Origin of the sequence: Cysteiniphilum sp. QT6929 (assembly GCF_030035755.1) — a bacterium.
Taxonomy (GTDB): domain Bacteria; phylum Pseudomonadota; class Gammaproteobacteria; order Francisellales; family Francisellaceae; genus Caedibacter; species Caedibacter litoralis.
On sequence record NZ_CP103983.1, the window covers coordinates 1,609,826 to 1,636,064 of the forward strand.

Sequence of the window (26,239 nt, forward strand, 5' to 3'; positions counted from 1 at the left end):
CCTGATGAAGATAGCGACTGTGAACCACCTGATTCCATTCCGAACTCAGAAGTGAAAACAGTTAGCGTCGATGATAGTGTGGCATTCGCCATGTGAAAGTAGAACATCATCAGGTTTTTTATTTAGAAAGGCACCTATCGGTGCCTTTTTGCTTTTCCGAACTGACGAAGTAAAACCGAATAACGTCGATGATAGTGTATTTATCAAAAATACATCCTGTATTTTTTCAAATCGGCCACTTGCTAATCCGTTACAAGTGGCGTTCGACGGCAAATAGTTGGCACTATTTGATTTTTCCGTCTCACCATTCGCCATGTGACAAATTTGTTGGGAACAAATTTGATCAATGGAAGCATGACATTGACCATGTAATGGCGTAAGGCAGGACGCCTGAAGTTAAGTAGGACACCGCCAAATTATTCGACATTGAAAGACGATGGGACATCGCAACACAACACAAATTCAAAAGGCTCCTTAGGGAGCCTTTTTTGTTTCTATTACTTTAACTACATTCAGGGATGTCTTTTAAAAATAGATTGTTTATATTGTATCGTAGCGGCTATAGCGTATATGATAACGTCGGAGCTAATGATAAGGAGACGTATTGATGTCGCAATATATTCTAACACTCGATCAAGGTACAACGAGTTCACGTGCGATTATATTTAACCAAAAAGGTCAAGTGGTTGAAATGGCACAACAAGAGTTCAGACAAATTTATCCAAAACCTAGCTGGGTTGAGCATGACCCTAAGGAAATTTGGAGTACACAAGCTGCAGTTGCTGCTACTGCAATCACTAAAGCGGGTATTAACGGTAAGAATATTGCCGCTATTGGCATTACCAATCAGCGTGAAACAACGGTTGTTTGGGAGCGTGACACGGGCAAACCAATTTATAATGCAATTGTATGGCAGGACAGACGCACAGCAGATTTCTGCAATAAATTAAAAGCTGAAGGTCATGCCAAAATGATCCAAGAAAAGACAGGATTGGTGATTGATGCCTATTTCAGCGCCTCTAAGATCAAGTGGATTCTTGATCATGTTGATGGTGCGCGTGAAAAAGCCAGACATGGTAAATTATGCTTTGGTACGGTGGATACTTGGCTTATGGCTAAGTTTACTAACTTACGTCTACATGCAACAGATGCAAGTAATGCAAGTCGCACGATGCTTTATAATATTCATAGCAATCAATGGGATGACGATTTATTAAAGCTGTTTGATATTCCTAAGGAAATGATGCCTGAAGTGAAATCCTCAAGTGAAGTGTATTCACAAACAGCAACGACCCTTTTTGCAACAAAAATTCCAATAGCGGGTGTGGCAGGGGACCAACAAGCAGCACTATTTGGTCAAATGTGTACGGAACCAGGGATGTTAAAGACTACCTATGGTACGGGATGTTTTATGATGATGAATACAGGAGATACCCCAGCAGTCTCAAATAATAACTTATTAACGACAATTGCTTGGCAACTTAACGGCAAAACAACCTATGCGCTAGAGGGAAGTGTTTTTATGGGGGGTGCGGTTATTCAGTGGCTAAGAGATGAGTTAGGTATTTTGCAAAATGCCGCTGATAGTGAAAAGCTTGCATTGTCCGTTGCCGATAATGGTGGTGTTTATTTAGTACCTGCAATGGCAGGGCTGGGTGCGCCGCATTGGGACCAATCAGCACGAGGTTCGATCTTTGGTTTAACGCGTGGCAGCTCTAAAGCGCATATTGCGCGTGCGGCATTAGAGAGCATTGCTTATCAGGTGGTGGATATTGTCAATTCACAAATATCAGATACTAATATCCCATTAACTGAAATGCGTGTTGATGGAGGCGCTGTGGCAAATAATTTTCTAATGCAATTTCAAGCGGATATGCTTAACGCTAAGGTTATTCGCCCGCAAGTTTTAGAGACAACCGCATTAGGTGCGGCTTATTTGGCAGGTCTTGCTGTCGGTTATTGGTCGGATGTTAATGAGTTAAAATCATTATGGTCAGTTGAAAAAGAGTTTATAAGCTCACTTAATAACGAACTACGCACACAATATACTAATTATTGGCATAAAGCCGTGACAAGAGCAAAAGGGTGGAGTGAAGAGTAATGATCAAGATTCCAAAATACCAACAAGGCATTTTAGAAAACTTACCGTCATCGGCAATTTATTTATTTTTTGTGTTAGAAAATAAAAGCAAATTAAATGAAGTGATGCAAGCCTTACGTCAGCTGATTGATGGTCAATCTACTGTGATTGGCTTGGGTGAAGCGCTTATGCACAAAGCGGAGCTAAAAAGTGATTTCAAAGCATATACACCAACAATAAAGCAGCAAAAGCTTGCGCCTAAAATACATTGCGACTTAGTGCTTTGGTTAAGAGATAATGATCAAGGTATGTTAATGCATAAGGCGCGTCAAATGATTGCTATTGCAAGTGATGCTTTTAAATGTACGGATATCTCACGTGCTTGCACTTATTTAACTTATGTAGAAGACGGCAAAATGGTTGATCATGATTTATCTGGCTTTGAAGATGGTACCGAGAACCCTAAAGATGATGAGCAATTTAATACAGCTATTATTATAAGTGATGATAAGCATTTGGATGGCTCTAGTTTTTGGACTATTCAAAAATGGCAGCATGACTTTGAGTGGCTTGATAAGGCAAGTCAGCAAGCTAAGGAAGAGATTATTGGGCGAAGCTTGGATGATAATCGTGAGTTTGAAGATAATAAACCATTTGCTCATGTTAAACGTACGGCGCAAGAGAGTTTTGAACCTGAAGCATTTATGTGGCGTCGCTCGATGCCATGGATTAATGATAAGCTCGAAGGCGGATTAATGTTCTCGTGTTTTGCTACAAGCTTTTACCCTTTTGAAGCGCAGTTCTTACGTATGACAGGCGAAGAAGATGGTGTTGTCGATGGCTTATTTAAGTTCTCAAAGATATTATCAACACAATTTTTATGGTGCCCACCTTTTGTTAAGGGTAAGTTGGTTCTGCCTAAGTTTGAGTAAGCGCTTTCTTCATTCTATAAGCGCTATCACCATTGTCATAATAATTATGTATGGTTTTACTAACGCCAAAGCCTAGCTTCTGATACAAATGAATAGCTTTTAAATTATTGGTATTAACTTCAAGAAAAATAGTTCTAATGTTGGTGTTTAAGTGATTTATTGTATGTATCATGAGCTCGCGGGCTATGCCTTTGCCTTGATGGTTCGGCGAAACAGCAAGCGAGTAGATGCGTGCGCTATGACGATGTATAAACAATAATATATATCCAGTGATTTCGTGATGCTCATAAGCAACAAAAAGTTCATTCTTTAATGAACGAATATGGTAATAAAATTGAGCTTTGCTTAGTTTGTCGCTGTTAAAAAGAGCATTTTCAATCTCAATAAGTGCAGGGACATCTTTGGTTTGCGCCAGACGAATGTTAATCGTCATAGTGAACTCGCTTATGCTCCATACGATTAACAAATTCAAGCATGATTCTGCTATAAAGCTCATCACTTAAATAAGCATCTTCCCATGGATGATCGATGGATGGGTTGTCATTAATTTCAATAATGGCAGGTTTATCATCAATCATCTTGATATCAACACCATAAAGATCGTGACCAATCAAACGGCACGCCTTAAGTGCTATTTTAATGACATCTTTGGGTACTTGATGAATGCCAAATGCTTCAGCAGGTCCTGCAGTTACATTCTTTTTGCCGTGATTTACAATCTGCCAATGGTTTGGTGCCATGTAGTATTTGCATGCATACAGTGGTTTATTATTCAAAACACCAATACGCCAGTCGTAATCTGTGTAATGATATTTTTGCGCAATAATAATCGAGGATTGAGATAAAAGATTATTTAGTTCGCTAATGAGATCCTCTTTGGTCTTGGCTTTTTTAACACCCTTTGAAAATGAACCATCAGGTACTTTTAACACAATAGGCAAGCCTAATTTTTCAATTAATTCATCACAGTTTGGCGGGGTATTGCGGCGGAAAACAAAATAAGATTCAGGCATGGTAATATGGTTTTTTTCCATCAAATTGTGCAAGTATACTTTGTTAGTACAGCGCATAATGGTTTGGGTACTATCCATGACAACAAGATTGTTTTCCTCTGCCTTTTTAGCAAATGCATAACTATAGTGGTTAATTTGGGTGTTAGTGCGAATAAATAAGCCATCGTATTCAGGTAGGCGCGCATAATCTTCTTTGGTGATGAGATCTACATCAACACCTAGTGCGCGTCCTGCTTTAATAAATTTTTTAATCGCTTGATTATTACTTGGTGGCAGTGCTTCTTCTGGATCAACGAGTATTGCCATTTCATAGCGATATTGCTTCTGTGAGCGCGGCTTACGCCAGACTTTGGTACTAAAGTCACTCAGCGCATTTGCAAAAAAAGTTTCCTCTGCATCATTTAAGCTTTGCAGGGAAATGGTTGTAAGACTATGAATTTGCCAAATATTGGCAGTTTTAATAAAACCGATCTGTAGGAGAGGAGCATTGTAAATATCAAAAATTTTACGCGCAAGTTTACCAAACCCTGGGTAAGCAGATGTGCCAAAGTAAAGTTTGATATGTACTGTGTTGTCTTGATTAAGCTCTTCTAAAACATCAATAGCTTGTGAATTCAGTCGGATATTGAGAAGACTAAATGATAAATCACCAAGATGCTGAAGATTGTTTAATGTGCTAACGCTTGGTATGACTTTATCGCCATTAGCTTCAGCAAGTAGGGATGCATAATAACCTTGACCAAGATAACTTGTATCGTCTGATAAATTAATCAAATAAGCACTGTGATGATGCTTTGTTGTTAAGTAATCTTGAGTGGTTTGTAGATTGTCAGTTGGAAAATAAGGTGCCCAGAGATCAAGGTGATCAACGAGTATTCTAAGACCCTTCATAGTGCTTCCTTAGCAAAGATGCTTGAGTAAAGTAATGTTAATGTTCTAGTGTCGCAATTTTGGTAACAATGGCTAACACTTCAGTCGCGATTTTAAGCTCGGAGACTGTTGGCAGGGAAGGGGCAATACGAATATTGCAATCTTGTGGATCCTTGCCATAAGGATAAGTGGCACCTGCATTAGTTAGTTTAACACCTGCATCTTGTGCCATTTTGACAATTTTCTTGGCAAGTCCTGGTTGACTATCAAAACTAATGAAATAGCCACCTTTAGGCTCGTGCCACTGTGCAAACTGCCCATTTGTGCCAAGCTCAGCACTCAGGACTTCGTTCACAATGTCAAACTTAGGTTTTAAAATGGCTGCATGTTTTGCCATGTGCTGCATAAAAACATCTTTATTTGGAAGAAGCTTTAAGTGGCGTAGCTGATTAATTTTATCATGACCAATGGTTTGTGCTTTTAGTTGCGATACTAGCCAGTCATGGTTGCCTTTATTAGCGGCAATGATGGCAATGCCAGCACCGGCATAAGTAATTTTTGAGGTGGAGGCAAACATAAATACACGATCAGCATTACCAGCTTTGGTACACTCGCTAAGAATATCAAGAATTTCCACTTGATCTTCTATGTCTAGGTGATGCACGGCATAGGCATTATCCCAGAAGATTCTAAAGTCATTTGCAGCTGTTTTCATCGCAGCAAGACGTTTGATCGTATCGTTACTGTAGCTTTCACCTGTTGGGTTGCTGTACTTAGGTACACACCACATGCCTTTGATGCTACTGTCATTAGCAACGAGTTTTTCCACTTGATCCATATCCGGACCATTGCCAGTTAAAGGTATATTGATCATCTCAATACCAAAAGACTCACAAATGGCAAAGTGACGATCATAGCCTGGTGTTGGACACAAGAATTTGATTTTCCCTTGTTCAGACCAGCTTTTTGTCTGACTTGGCAGTTTATGAATGAGCGCTTTGATAATTGTGTCATACATCAAATTAAGCGATGAATTGCCACCAACAATTATTTGATCGCTAGCAATGCCAAGCACATCGGCAAAAAGTGTCTTGATTGCGGGAAGTCCTGTAAGTAAATCAGGTGGGCTGTAATTGCGATGATCAGGCGCAACAACGACATCTTGATGATTTAAGTTGTTGAGTAACTCATCGGATAGATTAAGCTGCTCAACACATGGCTTTCCACGTGTCATATCAAGCTTTAAACCTTGATTAACAAAAGATTGGTAACGTGACTTTAGTTGTGCTAGTTCATCGTTGATTAAAGTCGTGGTCATTAGTTATTTCCCCCAAGCAATCAAAAGATAGATATAGATGCCGATATATAGTAAGAAGAATACAAAGGGCATATAAGTTTCGATACGCTTAAGTGGCGTGAAAGAACCTTTTTGTAATGCAGTAACACGCTCAGCAGAAAAAATTGGGCTGGAAGGTAGGCGTTTCTCAAGCGCGCCAATGACTTGTTCTTTGATATTAACCGTATGGCGATAAAAACGTACAACACGCCACCAGCAATAGCAAATGGCTAATAAGCCTAATAAAGGCAATACCAATAAGCCAAGAGATAACTCGGTGCTTGATCGACTAATGCCAAGTGCCATAATGCCAACGATGGCGATATTGGCAATAAGGAAAAATAGATTGATTGACACACGACGAAAGCTTGCACGATCTGCCATCTCAACGTAGATTTTATATTGTTCTATCAACAGCGAATAATATTGTTCATTACTGAAATGATCTTGTTCTTCATTCCATAAATTATCCATGTTGATGTTATCATAACGACTCATGAATGATTAACTCCAATTTGTTATCAGTTTTACGTCACTCAGATTAGCAGATTTGCAAGCAATGGACTATGGCAAAATGGCGTATTGTGTAATAAAAAATGATATGCCAGCTTCTTAAAAGAGCGCATGACATCAAGGTCTATGCATTGATTAAGTTTGTCAATAATCTTACATGCTAAGCGTGTTAACGCTGCGATCATTGTGATACTATAGGTCGGTGAATTTCAGACTGAAAAATTAGAATAATTTAGAATAAAAGGTGATTTATGGCTAAGGGTACAGTAAATAAGGTGATTTTGCTTGGACGATTGGGTGCAGATCCTGAGGTGCGCTATATGCCAAGTGGTATGTCGGTGGCGAACTTGCGATTAGCAACCAATGATGGCTATAAAGATCGTCAAACTGGACAGTTTGTTGAAAATACAGAATGGCATCGTGTTGTTGTATTTGGTAAGCAAGCTGAGACGGTTGCGCAATATACGCAAAAAGGATCGTTGCTATATATTGAAGGGCGTATTCGCACTAATAAATGGCAAGATCAAAATGGTCAAGAGCGCTATACAACCGAGATTGTTGCTACTGAAATGCAGTTAATGGGCGGGCGCAATGATGGGCAAAATGGAGGCAGTCCTCAGCAAGGCTATTCGCAACCGCAATTTAACCAACCATCCGCGCAACCACAAGCTGCAGCAGGTGCATACAATCAGGCACCACAGCAAGCCAAGCCTCAAGCGCAGCCAGATTTAAGTCAGCTTAATGACTTTGATGATGACGATATTCCTTTCTAATATTCGGTAGCTGTCCTATGCATAGTGAGTTTATTGAGTTAGCCCAATCGGATCCAATGCGTTGGGATATTAAATATAGCTATGATGATAATATCGTAGGTAGGCGTATAGCAGGCTATTATGCGAATAAATGCTTGATGACGAAGGTCTGTTACGCTGCATTGCAGCAGGTGGCTCAACGTGTTGCTAGGCATAATTTAAGTCTATTGATTTGGGATGCTTATCGTCCTGCTAAAGCCGTTGATGATTTTTGGCAATGGGCTCAAGACACTCACGATAATCATACGCAGCGTCAGTATTATCCTAACTTAAGCAAAGCAGATTTATTTGGACAGGGCTATTTTAATAAAACATCAAATCATTGCAGTGGCAGTACCGTTGACTTAACGTTGATTAATCAACAAGGTCAAACGCTTGAAATGGGTACGATCTTTGATTATATGGATCCTTTGTCACACCCCGGTAATGATAAAGTCCCAAAAGAAGCGATTACCAACCGAGCGTTATTGCGTCAAGAGATGCTAAATGCTGGATTTGAACCAATAGCGACAGAATGGTGGCATTTTAGATTGATTGACGAGCCATTTGCTAATCAAATGTTTGATTTTGATATTGTGTAATTAAAAGAGAACAGGGATGTCGAAGAGTAATAACAAGGTTAATGAAACAAAAGAATTCCTAGATGCTCTGTTGATTGGGCGTGATAACAATGCATTGGGTGAGTTTCTAACACCCGATTGTTTGGCTTTGACTGACTATGGTATTGCTTTTGGGCGTGATGAAATTGCGATGGATCTTTCTTTTTATTTTCAATCGATTGATGTGAGATCATTGGATTTCTTGCAGCAAGCGCATTGTGCCGATACCACTGTATTACAGTTTTCTGAAAACTGTGAGCATATTGGTGAGTTTTGCGGTATAGAAACCACAGGTAAGAAGTTTGTTTTTAATGCTTCAATTATGTTGCGTTGGCAAGAGGATAAAATCAAAGAATATTCGTTATCACCTGATATGGCAGGTGTTTTTGCGCAGATCACTGATGATAAAACAGCGGCGAAAACATTAGAGGCATTAAACGAATCAAATAGCCGTTGCTATGCGATGTTGGCAAAGCTGTATGTTTTAATTAACGCGCAAGGGCTTTATCTGACAAAGCAGCAAATTAAATGTCTGGCTTTGTATTTTGAAGGCTATAGTACAGTTGTTAGTGCCAGAATATTGCAGTGTTCAGTTGGCACAGTGCGCACACATATTCGTAATATTCAGGAGCTCTATCGCAGCCATTTTTCAGGGAATATTGAAGCATGGTTTAAAAGCCATGGGTTATTTCAGAATATGCGCCGTTATGCGCGTTTATTACGATAATTACAAGGGTTTATGAAAGCTAATAAAGGCAGGGTGAATGATTAGTGAGTAATGATTATCATCGACACATTTACGCTTAGCATAATCCATAACATCTACATTGAATGGCTCAATCCCTTTTTGTAGAAGGCCTTGATACATCTCATAGGTGAAGCTGTCCTCTAGGATTGAAAAACGACAAATTTGATACATTTCATCCAAGGTTGTTGTATTGTAAAAAGCATCAGTTATCTCGAGATGATTGTTAATCTTATGTTTATTAGCAATTGCCTTAAGAAGTTTATAACACTTATATTGTGGGTTGTAACTTACACACTTTTCATAGTGTTCACCCTTATTCGATGGCACGACAAACATTAGCACACCTCCTGGTGCGAGTGCTGTATACGCCTTTAATGCAAAAGTTTCCCAGTCTTGTTCATCGACGTGATAGAGTACGTGAGAGCATAATATAAAGTTATACTGCTCAGATAATTTGACTTCTTGAAAAGTTTGATTGATCACGGTTAAGTCATCAATTGACTTTAATAAACTTGCATAAGTAGGGTTAGGTTCGATTGCTAGAGTGTTATTAAAGTGTGGCGAAATCTTTTTGGTAATTTTTCCCTCACCTGCTCCGATATCTAAAAAGCGATTGCAGTTGATAGTAGGTAAAATTTCTTTGGTGATATGGTCTATGATTTTCTTGGAATTATCATGTTTTTGTAAGATTTTATAAATATTAGCGTACTCTTCTGCTGTGTGTATGGTTGCCATTGTCTTACTCTTTGTGTGGTTTATTAGATTATAAAAATGTACGAGCGGCTTTTAAAGCGTATTACCCCTTGGCTTTAAAAGCGCTGTACAATCGGCCCCCACCGCAATATAGCTAGCATGTTCAAAGATTGCCTATGCTGTGGGTGTATTTTAAGCGCTCTAACGTCGTAAGTGAATACCATAAAATTAGGGTATTAATGTGGGGTTTTCAAAAATCGATTAATGACAAAGGTAACAATACCAAAAACCAAGCAGATAATGGCGATATATAAAAATACATGGCTATAGGTCTGATTGCTTAATAACAAATTTGTTTCTTTGCTATCGGTGACCGTTAATACAGATAGTTGCCCTGAGATAGCAACGCCAAGCCCACTTGCAAATTCCCAAGAACCAAGTGCAAATCCTCGATTTTTTTCTTGAATATACTCCCCTACAGAGGCGCTACCATTAGGGTGTATTAGGATTTCTCCAAGACCTAAGAAGAAGAAAAATATAATAATCCAGAAAAAAGTGACCTGATTATGGAGTCCTGAAAAATATATTGAAACTGGGATTGCAGCACCCGCAATTGCAGTCACAATAAGCCCAATAAGAAATTTTTGATCAAATGCATTGTGTTTGAGCTTGCGATACCAAAAATAACTTACGCCAATTGCGCAAATAAACATGCTGATATACCAAAAAGTAATCACAGAACCTGCAGGGTAGGTAAACCCAAATATTTGCCTATTAAGATTGTACTGTGCGAAGAGTGTGATATTTGTCTGTGACAAAGTAGCAATACTCCAATAAGCAACATTGATAAAACAAAATACCAAAAACTTTAAAATTCCCTTTCTTTGCTGTATGTTTTGCGCTTGGCTTGCAAGATACAAGAAGTATGCAATAAGTAACAATCCAGCAATATAAATAATGGTGACCGTGGCATGTGGTCTTTGCATGAGGTAGTGCACTATAACAAAGGTAAGCACAAAAACAACCAAGCTATATGTGTATTTGCTTAGTGAAATAATCTGTCTTGAAGCAGGGTAAATGTGTTGGAACGATATAAACAACACGAGTGAAATTACATTGTAGATTGCACCAATATAAAAGGCAGTTTGGTAACTAAAATAGTTGGCAATGAAGCCTGAGCTAAATGTTGCAATCATACCGCCTGTGGCAAGGCTTATATAGGCAACAGTAAAGTAGTATGAGCGTTTCGTGTTATGCTCTGGAAAGCAGCTATGCAATAATTTCCAAATGCTTGGCAAGTAAAATGCGCCACCAATGGCAATACAGCTTAAACTCGTTACAAGTAAAGGTTCGCCAAACTGTGCTAAGGCAAAAAAACCAAAAATACTAAAAAGCTGCCCAATAATCAGTGTGCGCTTTGCATCTAAAAGCTTGTCAGCAACAATACCTGCGATAAGTGGCAAGCAATAAAAAAGCGAAAAAAGTGCTGTATTTAGCATATATGCTTCACTTTCGCTAACCTTGAGTAAAAGCGTTAAATACAAAACGGTTAAACTAAACATAACACCTGTGCTCATCGTTTGAAATAGAGTGATGAAAAACGTTAGTGTGACGGGTTTATTTTTAATTAACATGCAAAATCTCCTTATTTTCTCCCTTTGCATAAAATGTCATGATACGCGAAATTCACAACAAATCACTAGTAAATAAATATAACTTATGCTACTTGTCTAGTTTGACGACTAATCCTGCGATTAAAATACTCACCGCTGCTAGATACAGAGGAAGTAATAAGTAGAATGTTGTAAATAAGCCAAGGGTAAAGGCGTTGATTGCCCAAGCAATACCAAATACAGAGGTGGTGCCTCCCATGATGGCGCCTTGCTCATGGCTCCCAACTTTGCTGGCAATGACTGATAATAAGGCAGTATAAAAGATGATTTCTAATAGCGCGCCAATAAATGCGCTGATAATCATTGAGCTTTGGCTTAAGAAAAAGGTACAAAGCGCAATTAATACCGCAATAATAATGCCACTTAATAGCATCGCAAGATGATTGTTAAGGCGTTTAAGCACGACGTTTTGAAAGTAAAGTGTTGAAAACGCAAAACCCAAACTCATGATCACAAAAACAAAACCAATGCTTGCCGGTTCAAATTGGAATGCTTGAGCTAGCACCAATGGTAAACCTTGGGCATAGTAGCCCCAACCGATTTGCAACATCAAAAAGGCTAGCGCCAGTATCTTGACACGCTTGTCGCTAAACATCACTTTGAAGCTAAAAACAAGACTTATCAGTTTAAGTTTTTGCTCTTTGATGCGATTGGCGTAGGTTTCAGATAGGAATAAAAAAACACTGAGTAGATTAACCATAGAAAATATAGCGCCAAACCAAAACGGCAGTGTAATGGCTTGATACTCGGTTTGCGATAATAAGCCAACAGCTGTCGTTATAAGTGGTCCAAAGACAAAACCAATAGAGGCGGAAAGCGTGATTAGACTTAGGTTTTTAACACGATTATTTTCGTTAGAAATATCCAAGATAACTGCTTGCGCAATACTAAAGCTGCCACCAAAAAATCCGCAAATAAAACGGCTTAACATGAAAATGCTTAATGAGCCCAACGCTAAAGCGCTTACGGATAATAGATAAGCAACAATCGTGCCAGCAAGTGAGACGATGATCATGAGCTTACGCCCATATTTATCAGAGAGTCTGCCGATAATTGCACTACCAATAAAGATCCCCAAAGGCCATACTGCCATTGATAGACCATAATAAAAATTGCGTAGCGAATCAGCTGTGTTAACCCCGAAAAATGGGCTTTGTTTTGACATCATGATTTCAGGAATGACGGGGAAAACAAGTCCCACACCCATGACATCAATAACAATCGTCAACATCAATATGGCGACTAATAGGCGGTTGTTAACCGGTTTCATTGATAACTCCAAATATTCAGATAGTACTTAGTCAAGCAGCGAAGTGCATACTTGTTTATATAGTTAGCGAGCCACTTTAGAGTGTTGGCAGATAAACTGCAATTAAAATTATCATTTTTTCCGGTCTGCTGTTCATTCAAACAATCCTTTCTGATTCCGTGGATCGAATAACAAGTCATCGACTTTAACCCCAAGATAGTTTGCGATTGGACCTAATATTAGAATGCTAGGGTTACATTTGCCATTACAGATTTTGCTTATGGTGCCAGTTGACATGCATAAGGCGCGAGATATTTCCACGGTGTTCACATCTTTCTCGTACATGAGGCACTTAATGTTTTTCCCAATGATAAATAGTTTGCGAATTTCATCATCGTTCCGACCTATATACGGTTCCATTGCTTTGTGGGTGCTCAAGTGACTATGCGTTTGGAAAGATGCTATAAAAAATAAAAACATTATTCAACAAAAATATTGTAACATATAATATATCGTGATATCATCCGCGTTGAGTTGTTGACCACATAAGTCCGCCCCAGACATGTGCGTAGCTGAAAACCCTCCACCTTCCCTAGAAAATGGACTTTGACCTCAGCAAGGACGACAGCTCAAAGAGTTGAGATTTTCCTATTGGAAACACTGGTGATCATAAAGAGTTATTTTGAATATATCAAGCTTTTTTTAAAAAAATAAATTTTTTTTTACTTCATTAGATGAGGTTATTATAATTCCCTAAAAATAATTTTAACAATCAAGCCTGAAGAATGAGGATTGTTATCGATGAAAAGTGTTGCTTTATTGTGTATAACAATCTCTTTGACGATGGCTAAGCCTAAACCTGAGCCTGAAAGGTCATGACCTCTAGCGCAATCTACACGGTAGAATGGGTCGCAAAGTTTGGCAAGGTGCTTTTTAGGAACGCCTGGCCCTTTGTCGATAAACAGTAAGTGCAATTGATTATTCTCTTGTTGAACCTCTACCATGACATTGCCTGCATATTTTAGTGCATTGTCAATTAAGTTTTGCATGGCACGTTTGAGTGCCTTATGCTGTGTTTTGATAATAGCGTACTTTAAGTTTGTTGAGAAAGACACGTTGAACCCATTTAATTGGTATTCGTGACATACAGACTCGCTAAAGTCAACTAAATCAATTTTTTGCTGCTTCTCATTTAGATAATATTTTTTTGTGTAAGTACTAATTTGACCAAGCAGATATTCCATATCGTTATAATACTTAGTAAGCTCTCCATGATGTTCTTCGGGGATTTGGTTATACATATAGAGTTTGGCTTTTGTTAATGGCGTTTTTAGATCATGTGCAATCGCTTTAATAGTATATATTTTCTCATCCATAAGTGCGTTAAGTTTTTGACAGGTATGTTCCATTAACTGTACTAGATTTTTTAGGTTAAATGGTTTTATGGCAGATGCAGCATTGCTAATATTGAGTTTGTCAGCGACTTTTTGCATTTGCAAAAAGGGTTGAACTAACTTTTGCTTATATAGGAAATGCAAAGGTGTCACGAGAATCATAAATATGGCGAAGAATAAGAGCAGAAAATATAGATAATAACGATTGGGTAATTCGATAGTGAAATTTGCACATTGCTTAAGATCTGCATAACAAATAGAAACTTGTTTTGAGGAAAAAAATGGCAGAGTGCCAAGCTCACTTTTGATTTGTTTTCTTATGTCAGTATACAACAGATGACTATTTTTTCTATGTTGTGTAGGCATATCCAGCTCGATAATTGGCGAAAAAACAGGTTCTTTGGTAAACAGATAGGTAATATATTTGGGCGTGCTATATGCAAGTGGTTGTTGGAGGCTTTGCAAGGTTTCATTCTTGTGCAAATAGGCTTGAAATGTTGTGTTTGTTAGTGAGTAAATTGTCTTATGATATTGATGATCGCGATAATGCTGGTATGAAAGTACGATAAAACATAAGTTTAAAATAACAAAAATAATGAATAAAATTGGGAAAAACCAAAACCTAAGATACTGTTTAATATTGTCATAAAAATTCATCATAAGCTTTAATTCAGTCATTTAATCGTTATTGTGTAATAATCATCCATGATTATCATGCTGCAAGCTAATCTCATTCTATTCAATTATAATAAGCTAGCAAGTTTTATTTTAGGCAATGTGCTTATTTAGTTGTATTGCTGTTTGATTTAAAATTGCCCAATAAGCCTGTTCAGGTTGTATGGCAAAATGCTGAGCAAGGGTTTGAGCAAATGAAACCATCATTTTTGCAAACACGTTATCATCACTTGCTTTAACCATCGAATTATAATCAGATATTGTTGATATGTCAGTCTTCATCATAAACATTAACGCTTGATAGCTATCGGTAAGTCCTGCTTGCTTTTCTGATTTATGTGCATAGTCAATAACACTTTGTGGCAGTTTTAAAGTAAAAATTGTGACACCAAAAACTTTAATTGGTGTATTGACATGTAGTGCTGATTCTAAAGCATTATTAACATCAATAATTGCTTGGGTGACACCTGAAATTGTTGCATTTTGGCGCAATAATTGGATGTTTGACTTAAGTATTTCAGGCGTTATATTGTAAAGATTGTCAATGGTTTCTTGTTTGGTTTTTGCGTAGGCGTCTTGGGCATCAATTTGTAATTGATAAGCCATTGCATTAATTGAGACGTAAGTATCTTTAGCTCGATCCATGCCTTGTTTCTGAATGTTTGATAAACCATAGATTGTCATATAGTTGATAAAGTGATTAAAGTCTTGTGCTTTCTCACTGCTATCTTTATTTTGCCAGAAATCAACACGTGCTTCCCATGCCTTATCAAAAGCACCCTTATAGTTTAGTAGGTGCTGATCCATGACAGGAATGTTACTAACGTTTTGCAAGGCATTATATATTTCAGTGGCAGCAATTTTGGTCTGTTTGCTCGCTAAGGAAACATTGGCGTCACTTTTATAAGCTGGGTATTCTTTGATTAATAGATCAGCAAATGAAATTCCTGTTGTCATCGTTTTAATATAAGAGTGATTTTTAGCAGCATTATAAAATGCCTTTAACTGTTTGATACTCTCAGAGGTACCAGATAGGCTATCTGTTGAGAAGTTTTGTAGCGATTGACTAATAATATCTTTATTAATTTTGTCATCATTTTGATCAGTAGGGTTGGCAAACGATAGATTTGCCCCTGCTATCACTAATGATATTGTCGTCAAGGCAGCTGGTAATTTTTTAAAGTCCATTATATCTCCTTTGTTTTTAAATGGATGAATTTTGCAGAGACATATACCCACCAGAATGATTCACGAGCGGTATAAAATGAATTATTTTGTGCTCTGCAACATTATTGTTGACGAAAAATAAGAAAAATACTGCATGAGTCAAAGTAAAATAGACAGGTTGTCTTAAATTTTAAAGTTTAGATGCTTTATATTGAAGGTAAGCTGTTGGGATTAGCATCATTTAAAGGGGGCGTAAATAATGTATGTGAATAGTTATTACCGATGGTTTTGCAATGTGTGTATTCGTTATCATCTGTATTTAAAAGTTTGTTTTTTTGATATAAGTTATAAATACTGCTAAAGATAACAATTGCAGAGCAGAACAAGGCAGCAGCAAATCCAAAGGTTGCGATATTAGCGCCTATGGCTAATAAAACAACAATAAGGATTGCCAAGGTAACGGTGGTTAGGGCATAAAATTTAAGTGGTTTTTCTAAGCGATAAAGAAATTCACGTTTTTTGATTTGATTTGTACATAAGGTTAATGCCAGCACTGCTTCATGGATCTTTTCGGTAGTGTTATCGTTGACCTTAAGGCTCTTTTCAAGTTGTTGCAGAGATTTGATTAAGGCTTTGTAACTTTCTTCACTATTATTAACATTTTGGATTTCTTGACACCATTTTTGATAGGATGCTTGAAGTTGAGATATGGTTTCTTGATCCACTAACGCAGATAATGCTTTAGTTGACAATGACTCACACATTAGATAGTGAATACGCGCATCACATAGTTTGGCTGCTCGTTCACTAAGAAGCCAGGAAATAACCAAAGCGCTTGCACCACCTATAGAGCTCGCTAGCGTGCTGATGATGCTTAATAAGCTACAGGCAGAGACGATTAATGCACTTAATGCAATTCCAGTGCAAAGGGTAAGTTGAGCAGTATTATATAGGTAATGATTTCTCGCCCATTTGTCCTTTTTTTGATCGGAATTTATTGCCATTACACCAAGCATCACCGTATCAAATAATTGCCAGGCTAAACCGATAAAAGGCAGTTGCAAAGCTAATGGTTTAATGCTTAATGCTAGAATTTCATATACGTTACGAAACAAACTAAGCCAATCGACACAAAAACTATAAGTGTGAACAATTTTTCTGGTTGTGCTCAACGAAGCTTGCTTGAATAACGCTTCTAATTTTGTGAGTGTTTTGAGATCAGTCTGTGTGTTGTTGCTAAGTTTTGCGCGCAAAAATGCCTTAAGTTCAGGAGATAGCGTATGCAGATTTTCCATTTCCAATAAAGCGCGCTCCCAATGCAAATTGACCGAACCTTTATATGAAAAAGGCCAGAAATCAAGCGTAGGCTTACGACGATATTTTTCCAATTGATCACTAAAGATTGGCATTGGCATCATCCTTTTAAAAGAAAATAAATATTATTTAAAAAATATCTTGGTAATACACATAAAGCAATTACAGATGCTGGATATGGACAAGGTGATTATGTTTTTATCTGTATCACTGCCAATGGTGCTTAATCACAACCTGCTTATGGTTAAAGGCCAACCCAAGAGCCAGAATGCGTGTCACGTGTGGTTGTGCTTTCAGTTCGGCAATATAGTTTTTTTGACGCACTTGATCTAACGCTTTATTGGCTAATTCGCTGATGTTTTGACTGTTATCCTCTTTAGCATGTTTGAATTCCATCACAATGGCATGATCGATGCCATTATTTTGTATGGTGTATGATGATCAAAGAGGTAGGGGCAATTTATGAATTGCCCCTACTAATCAATCTGTCCGATAACTGTGTCAAATATTGTCACTTAAAATATAACAATGTAACTTTTGTGTCAGGCATCAATTTGATGCTTTGGTGAAACAATTAAAACATAAAGATTAAAAATTAATTTTAGGAGAAATGTATGGCGATTAAAATTTTATCAAAAAGTAGTAATGATAAGTTTTTTACTATTGAAGACAGTTCAATATTTTCTAGTAAAAGTAGTAAAGCAATGAATCCTAATGCAGTTTTTGCTGATGCAAAGAGAAACCATATGGAGGGCTTTGCTGAAAAACACTTAGATTCAACACTGCAAAGTATTGCTAATAATGATTCTAATTTGGTATCGGGGAATAAAAAGGATGGATTTACATTAGATGATACAGTTTATGCTAAACTTCGAGAGTTTTATAGTTTAGAAAATCAAACGTCTGATTTTAAACAATCAATGGATGAGCTACGAGAGTTAGATAACGTTGTTAAATCAGCTAAAAAGCATGCTGAAAACAGCACAAAGGCGTTGGATACATTTAAATCGAGTGTTATGCAGGCATTGTTAACAAGTGAAGACATAGAAGGCTTGAAAGAAGATTTTCATAAGGCAGCTGAACAGTTAAAAGAAGATTTGCATTACAATAATCCTAAGTGGTATATTCAATTTAAAGGTTGGATTGGTGAGAAAATTGTAAATGTTCTCAAAGGCTTGGGTAATTTTGGCAAGTGGCTTTTCAATAAGTTGGGAATATTCACAACCACAGATTTAGAAAAAAGACAAGCCGCGTTGGAAATTGATTATTGTGCATCTAAGGGTGTGAAAACAATCGATAAGCTTGGTGTAGAGGAATCAACTCAGTTAAGGTTACTTCAGGAGGTGGTTGCAGAATTTGATGCCAATAGAGTTAATCAAGATACTCTTGTAAGCAAAAAAGAGGTTGATGACTATATAACAAACTTAATCAAAGGAGACAAGGATCTCGAAAAAGCGCTTGCTAATAAGGATAACGTAGTAAAATTAATTGTAGATGCTCATAGGGCGAGAGACCTTAATCAAGAGAGTGCAAGAGACACCTTGGCACGGAAAAATCATCAACCTGAATATCTTAAATATGCTAACTATGTACAAGAGCGTCATGCAAAACATGAAAAGTCATTTAAAGAAGATTATAATAAGAAATTTCCAGAGAAAAATGAAGTGCTAAGCACAACTGAAACGGATCCTGAGGTAAAGACTAGACCTAGACGTTTAACATCGTTATTAAAAGAGTATCAAGAAGCTGCTGGACTCAAAAACAATACGCAAGAGCCAACAATTGGTACAAAAGAGTCCATGAATACTGATGAGCTTAATATCAAAAAAACTTACTCTGTAAAAAATGGTGATATGCCAGAATTTGAAGATAAAATTCAGTCCTTTAATGAAAGGAAGGCTAACTCTGTAATTAATGGTTATACGTCACAAAAAAATAATATATTAGCTCAAGAGTTAACAGGAAAAGCCACAACCTATAACATCACAAATGAAGACAAAAACCACGAAGATCGAAGTAATCTATTTCTTAGCACAGGAAACAATTATAAGTTTGAAGTACCAGATGATACAAAATTAGCTAATTTGTTGAAGTTTATAACAGACAACACAGTCGGAGCGAATGGTACGTTCCGCACATACTTTAAGGAGGCTAGGCTAGATAATGATACAACGGTAAAATTACCAAGATGTGTTCTAATGGCTTATGGTAACCAAGAGGTGCAGCCGATAGTTAATCAGCTTAAAAAAGATATTACAAATCCAAAGAGTATTATTGAAAAGCTGTCTACTTATATGGCAGACAATAATACAGAATATAATGCTGCTAAAGGCTATAACACTAGTCTAACAAGTGATTTGAAGAATGCTTTATTGAAGGTTGAAACACTTGAGAACGTCCTTAAGCATGGCAGCATAAAAGAGCAAGGACAAAAATTTGATAACTCAAACTTAGCTATTTTTCAGCTAGCTAGTGAAAATCAGGTAACAATCGAAAGCAATAAAGGCGCAAAGTAGTCTAATTCATAGAACAACTTTATAATCTTTCTGCAATGAAGAATAGCGATCAATTAGGATCAGCACTGCTTCATGCAGTATAAGTACTATATAAATAAAGTGCTCTTTGTATTCATTCCACTCTTTAGATTTGCTCCAAAGGCTTTTAGTGCCTAAAGCGAAAGAAGCAAATAATATTGCTTCTTTCGGACGCTTTTTATTCCCTGCACTAGTGGAGAGGGTCTATGCAATAGGTTTTAAACACTTAATCTTTAACACATTAAAAAGGCAAACATATGATTAACTATCAATTAAAAGACAATGGTGGCAATAATAACAATGATTGTTTGTTAATTGCCATTGGTCGACTGGGTAATCCAGATTTAAAGGAACAACAAGCTGTTGAAGCTGGTTGGCAGGCTGTTTTTAACGGTGTTGACACGATGGCATTTGATGACTTACGGATGCTATATACCGAGCTCAAAGATGCTTATTCAGAAGATATTAAAAATATTGGCAACTATTTTTCTCTGGATTTTAATGATGATAATTCAATAGCGTTATTCAAGTCTGAGTTGAAAGAAACGTTTGGAGTTGACAGTTTATCACAAGATATTATTGAGACTCAGTTGCAGGACAAAGTAAAGCAGGAAGTTAATGAATTTTTGAACCATTTAAAACAACAAAAAGATCTTCAAAAGTATGTTGAACTGCTTAAAACCATTCCTGAAGATAAAAAACAACATTTGATGCTGGTGTCTGGCAATGATTTAGAGTCTCGTCCAGGTCAGGTTTATGAGCAATTTAGAGATCTAATATTAGCAGGTAAAGTCCCGCAATTTGTTGCCCACAATGGTGGGCATTACAGTAATATTGTGCCTATTAAAGTTGACTATGAGGCGTATGACCAGTCGACTAATCCAGAGCTATTAATCAAACAAGCATTTGTTAACCTTATGAATGGCGCGTTGCTCGATGCTACTGGGTTTACTCATCCTGAAATGCTTAAGCAAATAGAGAATAATTTGAGTGTTCAATACACGCTAGAAATGCTAGATAATGATCTTAATATGCGACAAGCTAAGAGTGAGTCAGGAAAGTTGTATCAAGAAAAAAGATTAAATAATCCCAATGAGAATATATCGAGCAGTATTCTACAATCTGGAAGTGTTGATTACCCCACGCTAGAAGTGCTAGAGGCATACTCTCATGAAGAAGAGGTTGCGATAAAATTAGAATCGCTTCTAGCTTTTGTTGATAAGAATATTGACAAGGATTATATCAATAATTCGCGTTATACCTATCAATTAACGTATGAGGGTAACAAATACAACGTACCATGGAGTTTAATGCAGGCCTATGATTCAAGAACATTTGGTAGTTATGATAGTGCTAAGGTTATATCAGGGTTAAAAGCAGATTTGGAACAGGAGAATTCAGCGGATATTATTGCTCAAAAATTAAAAGCACCAATGTACGGTAGGCTATATAACAATACATATGGTGTAAGCAAGGAATATCTAGAGTGCCTTAAGAATTCTCAGCAGTTTAATGATGAAGTAATACTGACAGTGGACGAGAAAAAGGATACTTGGTCTGTAGAAAAAAATAATAATGAATTCAGTTTATTTAATCCTGAAAATCAAATTGGTTTAAAAGAGTTCAGTAAATAAATTTAAAAAATAGTAACCAAAAGTAAGGAAAATTAAAAATGACCGTCAATATAGAAGCAATATATAACCAAGCCAAGCAATTGAAAAAAGCGGGACTTGATTTTAATGCATGCCTATCAAAAGTCTGTATAGTTTTCACTTAAGATAGGGGGTGGATAAAAATAAAGTAAAAGGCTTTTAAAGCAAATATTTAGTTTGTTTTATAACAATTTATTACATTGGGGGAGTGTGTTATGGAAATAACATTTGCACATGCGACTGAAAGGGTCATTGCGAATAAAGTAGACTCAGCACAAAAAATAGATGGCAAAAATTCAAGGGATGGTAATCCTTATAATGGTTTTTATAGATTGAGTGAAAAAGATCAACCATTTGAACACGGTAATGAATACTTTATCAAAGTACCAAAAGACACCACCGAGTTTTTCTTTGAAGCGTTAGCGGCAAGAGTTATTGCTAAATTCAAGGAAAAAAATATCATTCCGCAGGAATATCAGCATCTATTTGTCACGGCAGAGCCTGTTATAATTATTGACGGAGATAAAAAGACAAAAGCTTTGGCATCGAAAAAAGCCAAAGTTACAGAGCTTTTTAAGCTTTTCTTCCCATGGGAGGAGTCTAAACTTAGAAATAATAAATTAGAGAAATTTGACAATAAATATTTATACCAACTGATTACTAGTTTTAAATCTGCAAATAGTGGATTATCAATGGTAATATTCATTTCTCTTTTGCTAGGTGACTATAGTGTTCACTCAGGTAATGTTTTTGGTATAAGTGGGGATGATGGCAAATTGAGCTTTGGGAAATTGGACTTTGGTGCTGCTTTCCGCGACTTTACAAAAAATAAGAGCTTGATTAAGCCGCATGAGTATGAGGCAAACTTATACAAAAAGTGGTATAAAAATTATATTGAGTATTATTTGCGGATCCCAGGTTTTAAAGCCTCTCTGGAAGAGGTAAGAGAAAAGTTTTCAGAGGGTGACATAGGCAAAATTAAGCGCTGTTTTAACGAAGGTTTTGACGAATGCTATACTTTTTTTGAATTGAATAATCATCAAGCTATGTGCCAGAAGTTATCCAAATATAGTGGTATTGATTTTGCCGACCAACAGCGCCGAGAATCGCAATTTGAGACAGTTCTTAGCGATCGGTTGACAAGCCCCTTAGTTGCAACAGAAGCAGGGGAAAATGTAAAAACGTATAAAAAGTACAACACCATTGAGAATCCAGTATATGACCTTAATAATTGCAATAGGCAAGCGTGTGACGGTGAGCAAAAGCCTTTGTTGACAAAAAGCCATTCTGTAGAGACCAATTTGTGGGCGATACTAAAGAGCAATTATGAACATAAAAAAGATGATACGAGTGATGATATAAAAGCAGTTTTTACCAGTTTGATGAAGATTTATGCGCATATGCTGGGTAAGAATGCTTCAAAAAGAATGGTGCATAATGCCGATTTGAGAACTGAAAAGTATGATATTTTACATCAATTAACTCAAGGTATTGGTAATATCTTGATAACTGAGGGAAGCAATGAGCTAAAAGGCTCAAAGTACAAACAAGTGGTGGAACAGTTTAATGCAATTGAGAAAGATGGTGGTTTAAACATTTTAGATAAGCATTCTTCCGAAGTTATGGAGATTTTACGAACACTTGTTAATTGGTTTTTAGTTCTTATCTCATTCGTGTCTCCAAACGTTAAGAATTTGCTGGCGCCAAAAAGTGCAACACTTTTTAATCAAGCAAAAAATACGCTCACACAAACGTCTGAAACTCAGTTTAATGCCCAGTTTCAAAATCAGTTGGCAGCAGAACCGCAAATAGAGTCACATCCAATAAAATGACTGATATTTATTCTATCAATAGTTTTTAAGATCTATCTTCGGCAATAATAAGTTACTAGTTAGGGATGATCATCCTCTTGCTCACTTCTGTTGCGCAAGCGTTCGTTGAGCATTAGTCGAAGCCCTGAATTCGTTTTATCATTAAAATATAAATAGGAGAAATGTATGTCAAATGAATCAGCAGTCCAATCAATGGAAAATATTAAAAAAAATCACAAATCTTACCTTGAGCAAGTCATGAAGACAAATATGACTGGAGCGTTTACCAAAGGAAAAGTATCTGATGAAAAGATCAAGTCATTAATGATACAGTTTGAACAGTATTCATCAAAGTTTTCAGCATCAATAGATCCCTTGCTTGAGGGCGTGTCAATGTCAAATCAGATTAAAGCCGGGGTTTTATCGGGAGCAGCAGGCGTGGTAAGTGGCCTTGTTGCTCGATCTGCACTAAAGGAGATGCTCCCTATTCCTGATTTCACGATAGGTAAAAATCTTGTGATTAATACCATTAGTGTGGCACTTGGTGGGGTTGTCGCTAACGCCTTGTATAATATTTTGCCCGAAGGAACAAGACCGGCAAAAGACTCAGAAGCATTTCAACAGCAACTTAAAGAATCAGGCTTCTTTGCGTTGAGTAACGACTTAACGGAAAAATTCATCAGACTTTTTCATTATCGTGAATCACTATTGTTCGGAAAGCAGCACAATATGCCTATTGATATGCGTGCTGATTTTAAGGATTCATCAAGTACAGATGAATATAAAATTGCTGTTGAAACCTACTTTTTGACTGAGCTTGATAAACTATTTGTTAATACATTTAAAGATATTTATGAGATTCATGATGAGGAAATTCAAAACGATAAAAATAGTTCTGCTATTGTAAAATTCATAAAGGATTACTTTGGTGACGTTGATCCGAATAATTTTACGCAAAAGCTACAAGTGAATTTTTTAATTCAGGTAAATCGCTTTCTTGTTAAACAGATGGATGAAGCAACTGTTTATGCGCAATATCCCTATTTGGCGGCAAGTGCGCTAGGACTTGCCGCAGGTGCTTTGGCATTAGCTGTTGCACCAGCAGGTGTCGCACTTGTTTCAGGCGCTTTAATGGGAATATTTGCTTATTATCTGCCGTCAAATATTGAGTCATTAATGTTTACTCATAGCAAAGATGAGCGTCAAGCACTTAAGAACATTACACAAGCAATTAATGATCAAGCGGTCAAACTTGACATGCAAACCAAACAAGTCACACCCACGTCAAACAGTAGCATCAGTCAATTACAAAATTATGTCACTAAACAACGTGATGGATTAGTGTTTTATGCTTATATTTTAGTTGGTTCAACTCAATCCTGGCTTCAGGAATATGCTAAACGTTATCGCCATAGCAAACGTATTGAAACTGATCTGGGTGCAAAGGCGATTGAACCGATTACTCAGACTGCTGATCGTCAAACGATATATTATACAAAATTATTAGCGGCAGATATTAATAATCAAGAATTTAAAACCTGCATCGAAGCAACTAAGACATATTTAAACAATCGTGACAACAGCAGTTTTATTGAAAAATTTGGAGTAAAAGCAAAAGTCAAAGATCAGGTATTAGAAATTATTGCTACTTTACCAAAAGATAAAGTATTACCTCAATATTTGACTGATTTCTACGTCAATGAGCTTGGCGGCATTGCACATGATTTGATGCAAATACGTGAGCTGAAAATAAGCGGAGCTTTAACAGATGCGGCTAAAAATATTAATAAAGCTTTTGGTGATGTGACCGCAGATAAGCAGGCATTTATTTTAAAAGGAGATACCACTTTACGTCATCTTTTGGCGCTGCCTGCAGACGAGGAATTGCCAGAGATTGATGAAAAGAATATCGATAACTACTTAACGCAGTCGAGAAATTTCCTATTTTCGTTATTAAAAAAACCAGACATTCATTTAAACGCAGAAAATCACCTTGAACAAGCGCTTACATACAGTAATGAATTTAGTGTGTATCATACGCTGTTGCTTAAACAACTTGCCAAGACTATTGATCCAAATAATCAATCAGTGGATGGTGCAACAAAGGCAAAAATACATCTCTTTCTTAAAGAAAAGCTGTTTGTGGATTATTCAGATTTGTTAAGTCAAGCATTTACTGATTCCTTATTAATTGGAAATAATCCAACGCTCGAAAGTATGAGTGAATCAATGCGCAATGCAATGGCTTATACTAAACGAGTTTACTCTCCTTATGCACTGATCACAGCAGAGGCGGGAGCGTTTATGAATAATGATCGTCTACTTTTTGCGTTGCATAATAAGCAAGTTAATTTTATGCCTGAAGCATCGAAGGCATATATGGATAAACTCGATAAAGCGATAGAATCAACGGCACGATTTATTGAAAAAATCAAAGATAATCCAATTCTTATTGGTACTGGTGCGTATGGTGTTTACTTATATGAAGCACAGCAGGAGATTACAAATACCATCGATAGTATTCAACAATATATAAACGACAATCCTGGGCACAATCAAGTGGAATTAAGTGAGGCAATAAAGAAGCTCGACAAATATAAGCAGGAGATAGATCATAAGCTTTCCTTGCAGAATATGCATTATGACAATCCGCAGTATTATCAGTTGATTGATGAGATGATAACCAAGGTGCAAGCTTATGAAAAATCTCAGTACGGTACTATAACGCGCTTTATGAATGATACGAATAAAATAAAGGTGGCAACTGCTGTGTTTGAAAACCTTAAAGCACTAAAAAATAAACCCATTGAACAAGTTAAGTTTGATGATATCTTTAAGCTTTCTGAAGCAACCGAGCAGAATAGCAAAGACCTTCAAGATTTAAAAAGTAAAGTGGGTGGCTCATTACTTGATGGAATTAGGAGTCTTCTGGAGCACTTCAAGGCATATATTGATGATTTGGCATCTTTTTCAAAAAATAATCAAGCTGAAAGAAAGCAAGTTACCATCGAGGGGAGTGTTGAGATATTCTATGAGGCGAAGGATCATGATGCTTTCTCTGAGGATGATGTGTATGAAGAGTGTAATTCTGAAATAGGAGAAAGTTGGGAGTTAGTATCCATGTTTAATCAAAGTCTATCTGATAAAGACCATAATTTGGAAAATCGTAAGTAA

General features: G+C 36.9%; 20 protein-coding genes and 1 rRNA gene. 10 read left to right on the forward strand and 11 right to left on the reverse strand.

The window, feature by feature from the left end; genetic code table 11:
* From rrf to NYP54_RS07040, 3 genes are all read left to right on the forward strand, one after another.
* Nucleotides 1–115 (forward strand): 5S ribosomal RNA (gene rrf, locus NYP54_RS07030).
* A 492-nt stretch (nt 116–607) separates the two neighbouring features.
* Nucleotides 608–2,101, forward strand: coding sequence for a glycerol kinase GlpK (gene glpK / locus NYP54_RS07035; RefSeq protein WP_283155910.1), 1,494 nt, complete (start codon nt 608–610; stop codon nt 2,099–2,101).
* Nucleotides 2,101–3,012, forward strand: a complete 912-nt coding sequence (locus NYP54_RS07040) for a Dyp-type peroxidase (RefSeq protein ID WP_283155911.1) — start codon at nt 2,101–2,103, stop codon at nt 3,010–3,012. Before glpK ends, NYP54_RS07040 begins: the two co-directional genes overlap by 1 nt.
* Here NYP54_RS07040 and rimI read toward each other — a convergent pair.
* Genes rimI through NYP54_RS07060 form a run of 4 tightly spaced genes read right to left on the reverse strand, consistent with a single transcriptional unit; the run spans nt 2,999 to nt 6,729 of the window.
* Nucleotides 2,999–3,445, reverse strand: coding sequence for a ribosomal protein S18-alanine N-acetyltransferase (gene rimI, locus NYP54_RS07045; protein WP_283155912.1), 447 nt, complete (start codon nt 3,443–3,445; stop codon nt 2,999–3,001). The genes NYP54_RS07040 and rimI overlap by 14 nt on opposite strands.
* Nucleotides 3,435–4,916 carry a RimK family protein gene (locus NYP54_RS07050; RefSeq protein WP_283155913.1) on the reverse strand — a complete coding sequence of 494 codons (1,482 nt, stop codon included), beginning with the start codon at nt 4,914–4,916 and terminating at the stop codon, nt 3,435–3,437. The genes rimI and NYP54_RS07050 overlap by 11 nt, the downstream gene beginning before the upstream one ends.
* A gap of 37 nt (nt 4,917–4,953) precedes the next feature.
* Complete coding sequence (locus NYP54_RS07055) at nt 4,954–6,213, reverse strand: aminotransferase class I/II-fold pyridoxal phosphate-dependent enzyme (protein ID WP_283155914.1); 1,260 nt, start codon at nt 6,211–6,213, stop codon at nt 4,954–4,956.
* A gap of 3 nt (nt 6,214–6,216) precedes the next feature.
* Nucleotides 6,217–6,729, reverse strand: coding sequence for a hypothetical protein (locus NYP54_RS07060; RefSeq protein WP_117003111.1), 513 nt, complete (start codon nt 6,727–6,729; stop codon nt 6,217–6,219).
* Between the two features lie 266 nt (nt 6,730–6,995).
* Between NYP54_RS07060 and ssb the strand changes: the two genes are divergently transcribed.
* From ssb to NYP54_RS07075, 3 genes are read left to right on the forward strand one after another with little or no spacing between them, the layout of a single operon-like run.
* Nucleotides 6,996–7,517, forward strand: coding sequence for a single-stranded DNA-binding protein (gene ssb, locus NYP54_RS07065; protein ID WP_283155915.1), 522 nt, complete (start codon nt 6,996–6,998; stop codon nt 7,515–7,517).
* A gap of 17 nt (nt 7,518–7,534) precedes the next feature.
* On the forward strand, nt 7,535–8,137 hold the full coding sequence (locus NYP54_RS07070) for a M15 family metallopeptidase (protein WP_283155916.1): 603 nt from the start codon (nt 7,535–7,537) through the stop codon (nt 8,135–8,137).
* A gap of 16 nt (nt 8,138–8,153) precedes the next feature.
* On the forward strand, nt 8,154–8,882 hold the full coding sequence (locus NYP54_RS07075) for an ester cyclase (protein WP_117003108.1): 729 nt from the start codon (nt 8,154–8,156) through the stop codon (nt 8,880–8,882).
* Here the strand turns inward: NYP54_RS07075 and NYP54_RS07080 are convergent, their stop codons facing one another.
* The 7 genes from NYP54_RS07080 to NYP54_RS07110 all read right to left on the reverse strand — a co-directional run bounded on the left by NYP54_RS07080 (nt 8,883) and on the right by NYP54_RS07110 (nt 17,497).
* Nucleotides 8,883–9,638, reverse strand: coding sequence for a class I SAM-dependent methyltransferase (locus NYP54_RS07080; protein WP_283155917.1), 756 nt, complete (start codon nt 9,636–9,638; stop codon nt 8,883–8,885).
* 194 nt (nt 9,639–9,832) lie between these two features.
* Nucleotides 9,833–11,230 (reverse strand): MFS transporter, encoded by a 1,398-nt coding sequence (locus NYP54_RS07085; RefSeq protein ID WP_283155918.1) that lies wholly within the window; start codon nt 11,228–11,230, stop codon nt 9,833–9,835.
* Nucleotides 11,231–11,318: 88 nt separating this feature from the next.
* Nucleotides 11,319–12,539, reverse strand: coding sequence for an MFS transporter (locus NYP54_RS07090; protein ID WP_283155919.1), 1,221 nt, complete (start codon nt 12,537–12,539; stop codon nt 11,319–11,321).
* A gap of 722 nt (nt 12,540–13,261) precedes the next feature.
* Nucleotides 13,262–14,590, reverse strand: coding sequence for a HAMP domain-containing sensor histidine kinase (locus NYP54_RS07095; protein ID WP_283155920.1), 1,329 nt, complete (start codon nt 14,588–14,590; stop codon nt 13,262–13,264).
* 90 nt (nt 14,591–14,680) lie between these two features.
* Complete coding sequence (locus NYP54_RS07100) at nt 14,681–15,775, reverse strand: hypothetical protein (RefSeq protein WP_283155921.1); 1,095 nt, start codon at nt 15,773–15,775, stop codon at nt 14,681–14,683.
* Between the two features lie 185 nt (nt 15,776–15,960).
* A complete protein-coding gene (locus NYP54_RS07105; protein ID WP_283155922.1) occupies nt 15,961–17,163 on the reverse strand; it encodes a hypothetical protein in 1,203 nt (400 codons plus the stop codon).
* A gap of 112 nt (nt 17,164–17,275) precedes the next feature.
* Nucleotides 17,276–17,497: a PD-(D/E)XK nuclease domain-containing protein gene (locus NYP54_RS07110; protein WP_349293380.1), complete on the reverse strand. Its 222-nt coding sequence runs from the start codon at nt 17,495–17,497 to the stop codon at nt 17,276–17,278.
* A gap of 185 nt (nt 17,498–17,682) precedes the next feature.
* Here NYP54_RS07110 and NYP54_RS07115 point away from each other — a divergent pair, with 185 nt between their 5' ends.
* The 4 genes from NYP54_RS07115 (at nt 17,683) to NYP54_RS07130 (ending at nt 26,239) form a co-directional block, all read left to right on the forward strand.
* A complete protein-coding gene (locus NYP54_RS07115; protein ID WP_283155923.1) occupies nt 17,683–19,584 on the forward strand; it encodes a hypothetical protein in 1,902 nt (633 codons plus the stop codon).
* A 275-nt stretch (nt 19,585–19,859) separates the two neighbouring features.
* Nucleotides 19,860–21,236, forward strand: a complete 1,377-nt coding sequence (locus tag NYP54_RS07120) for a hypothetical protein (RefSeq protein WP_283155924.1) — start codon at nt 19,860–19,862, stop codon at nt 21,234–21,236.
* A 233-nt stretch (nt 21,237–21,469) separates the two neighbouring features.
* Nucleotides 21,470–23,086 carry a hypothetical protein gene (locus NYP54_RS07125; protein ID WP_283155925.1) on the forward strand — a complete coding sequence of 539 codons (1,617 nt, stop codon included), beginning with the start codon at nt 21,470–21,472 and terminating at the stop codon, nt 23,084–23,086.
* A gap of 165 nt (nt 23,087–23,251) precedes the next feature.
* Nucleotides 23,252–26,239, forward strand: a complete 2,988-nt coding sequence (locus NYP54_RS07130) for a hypothetical protein (protein WP_283155926.1) — start codon at nt 23,252–23,254, stop codon at nt 26,237–26,239.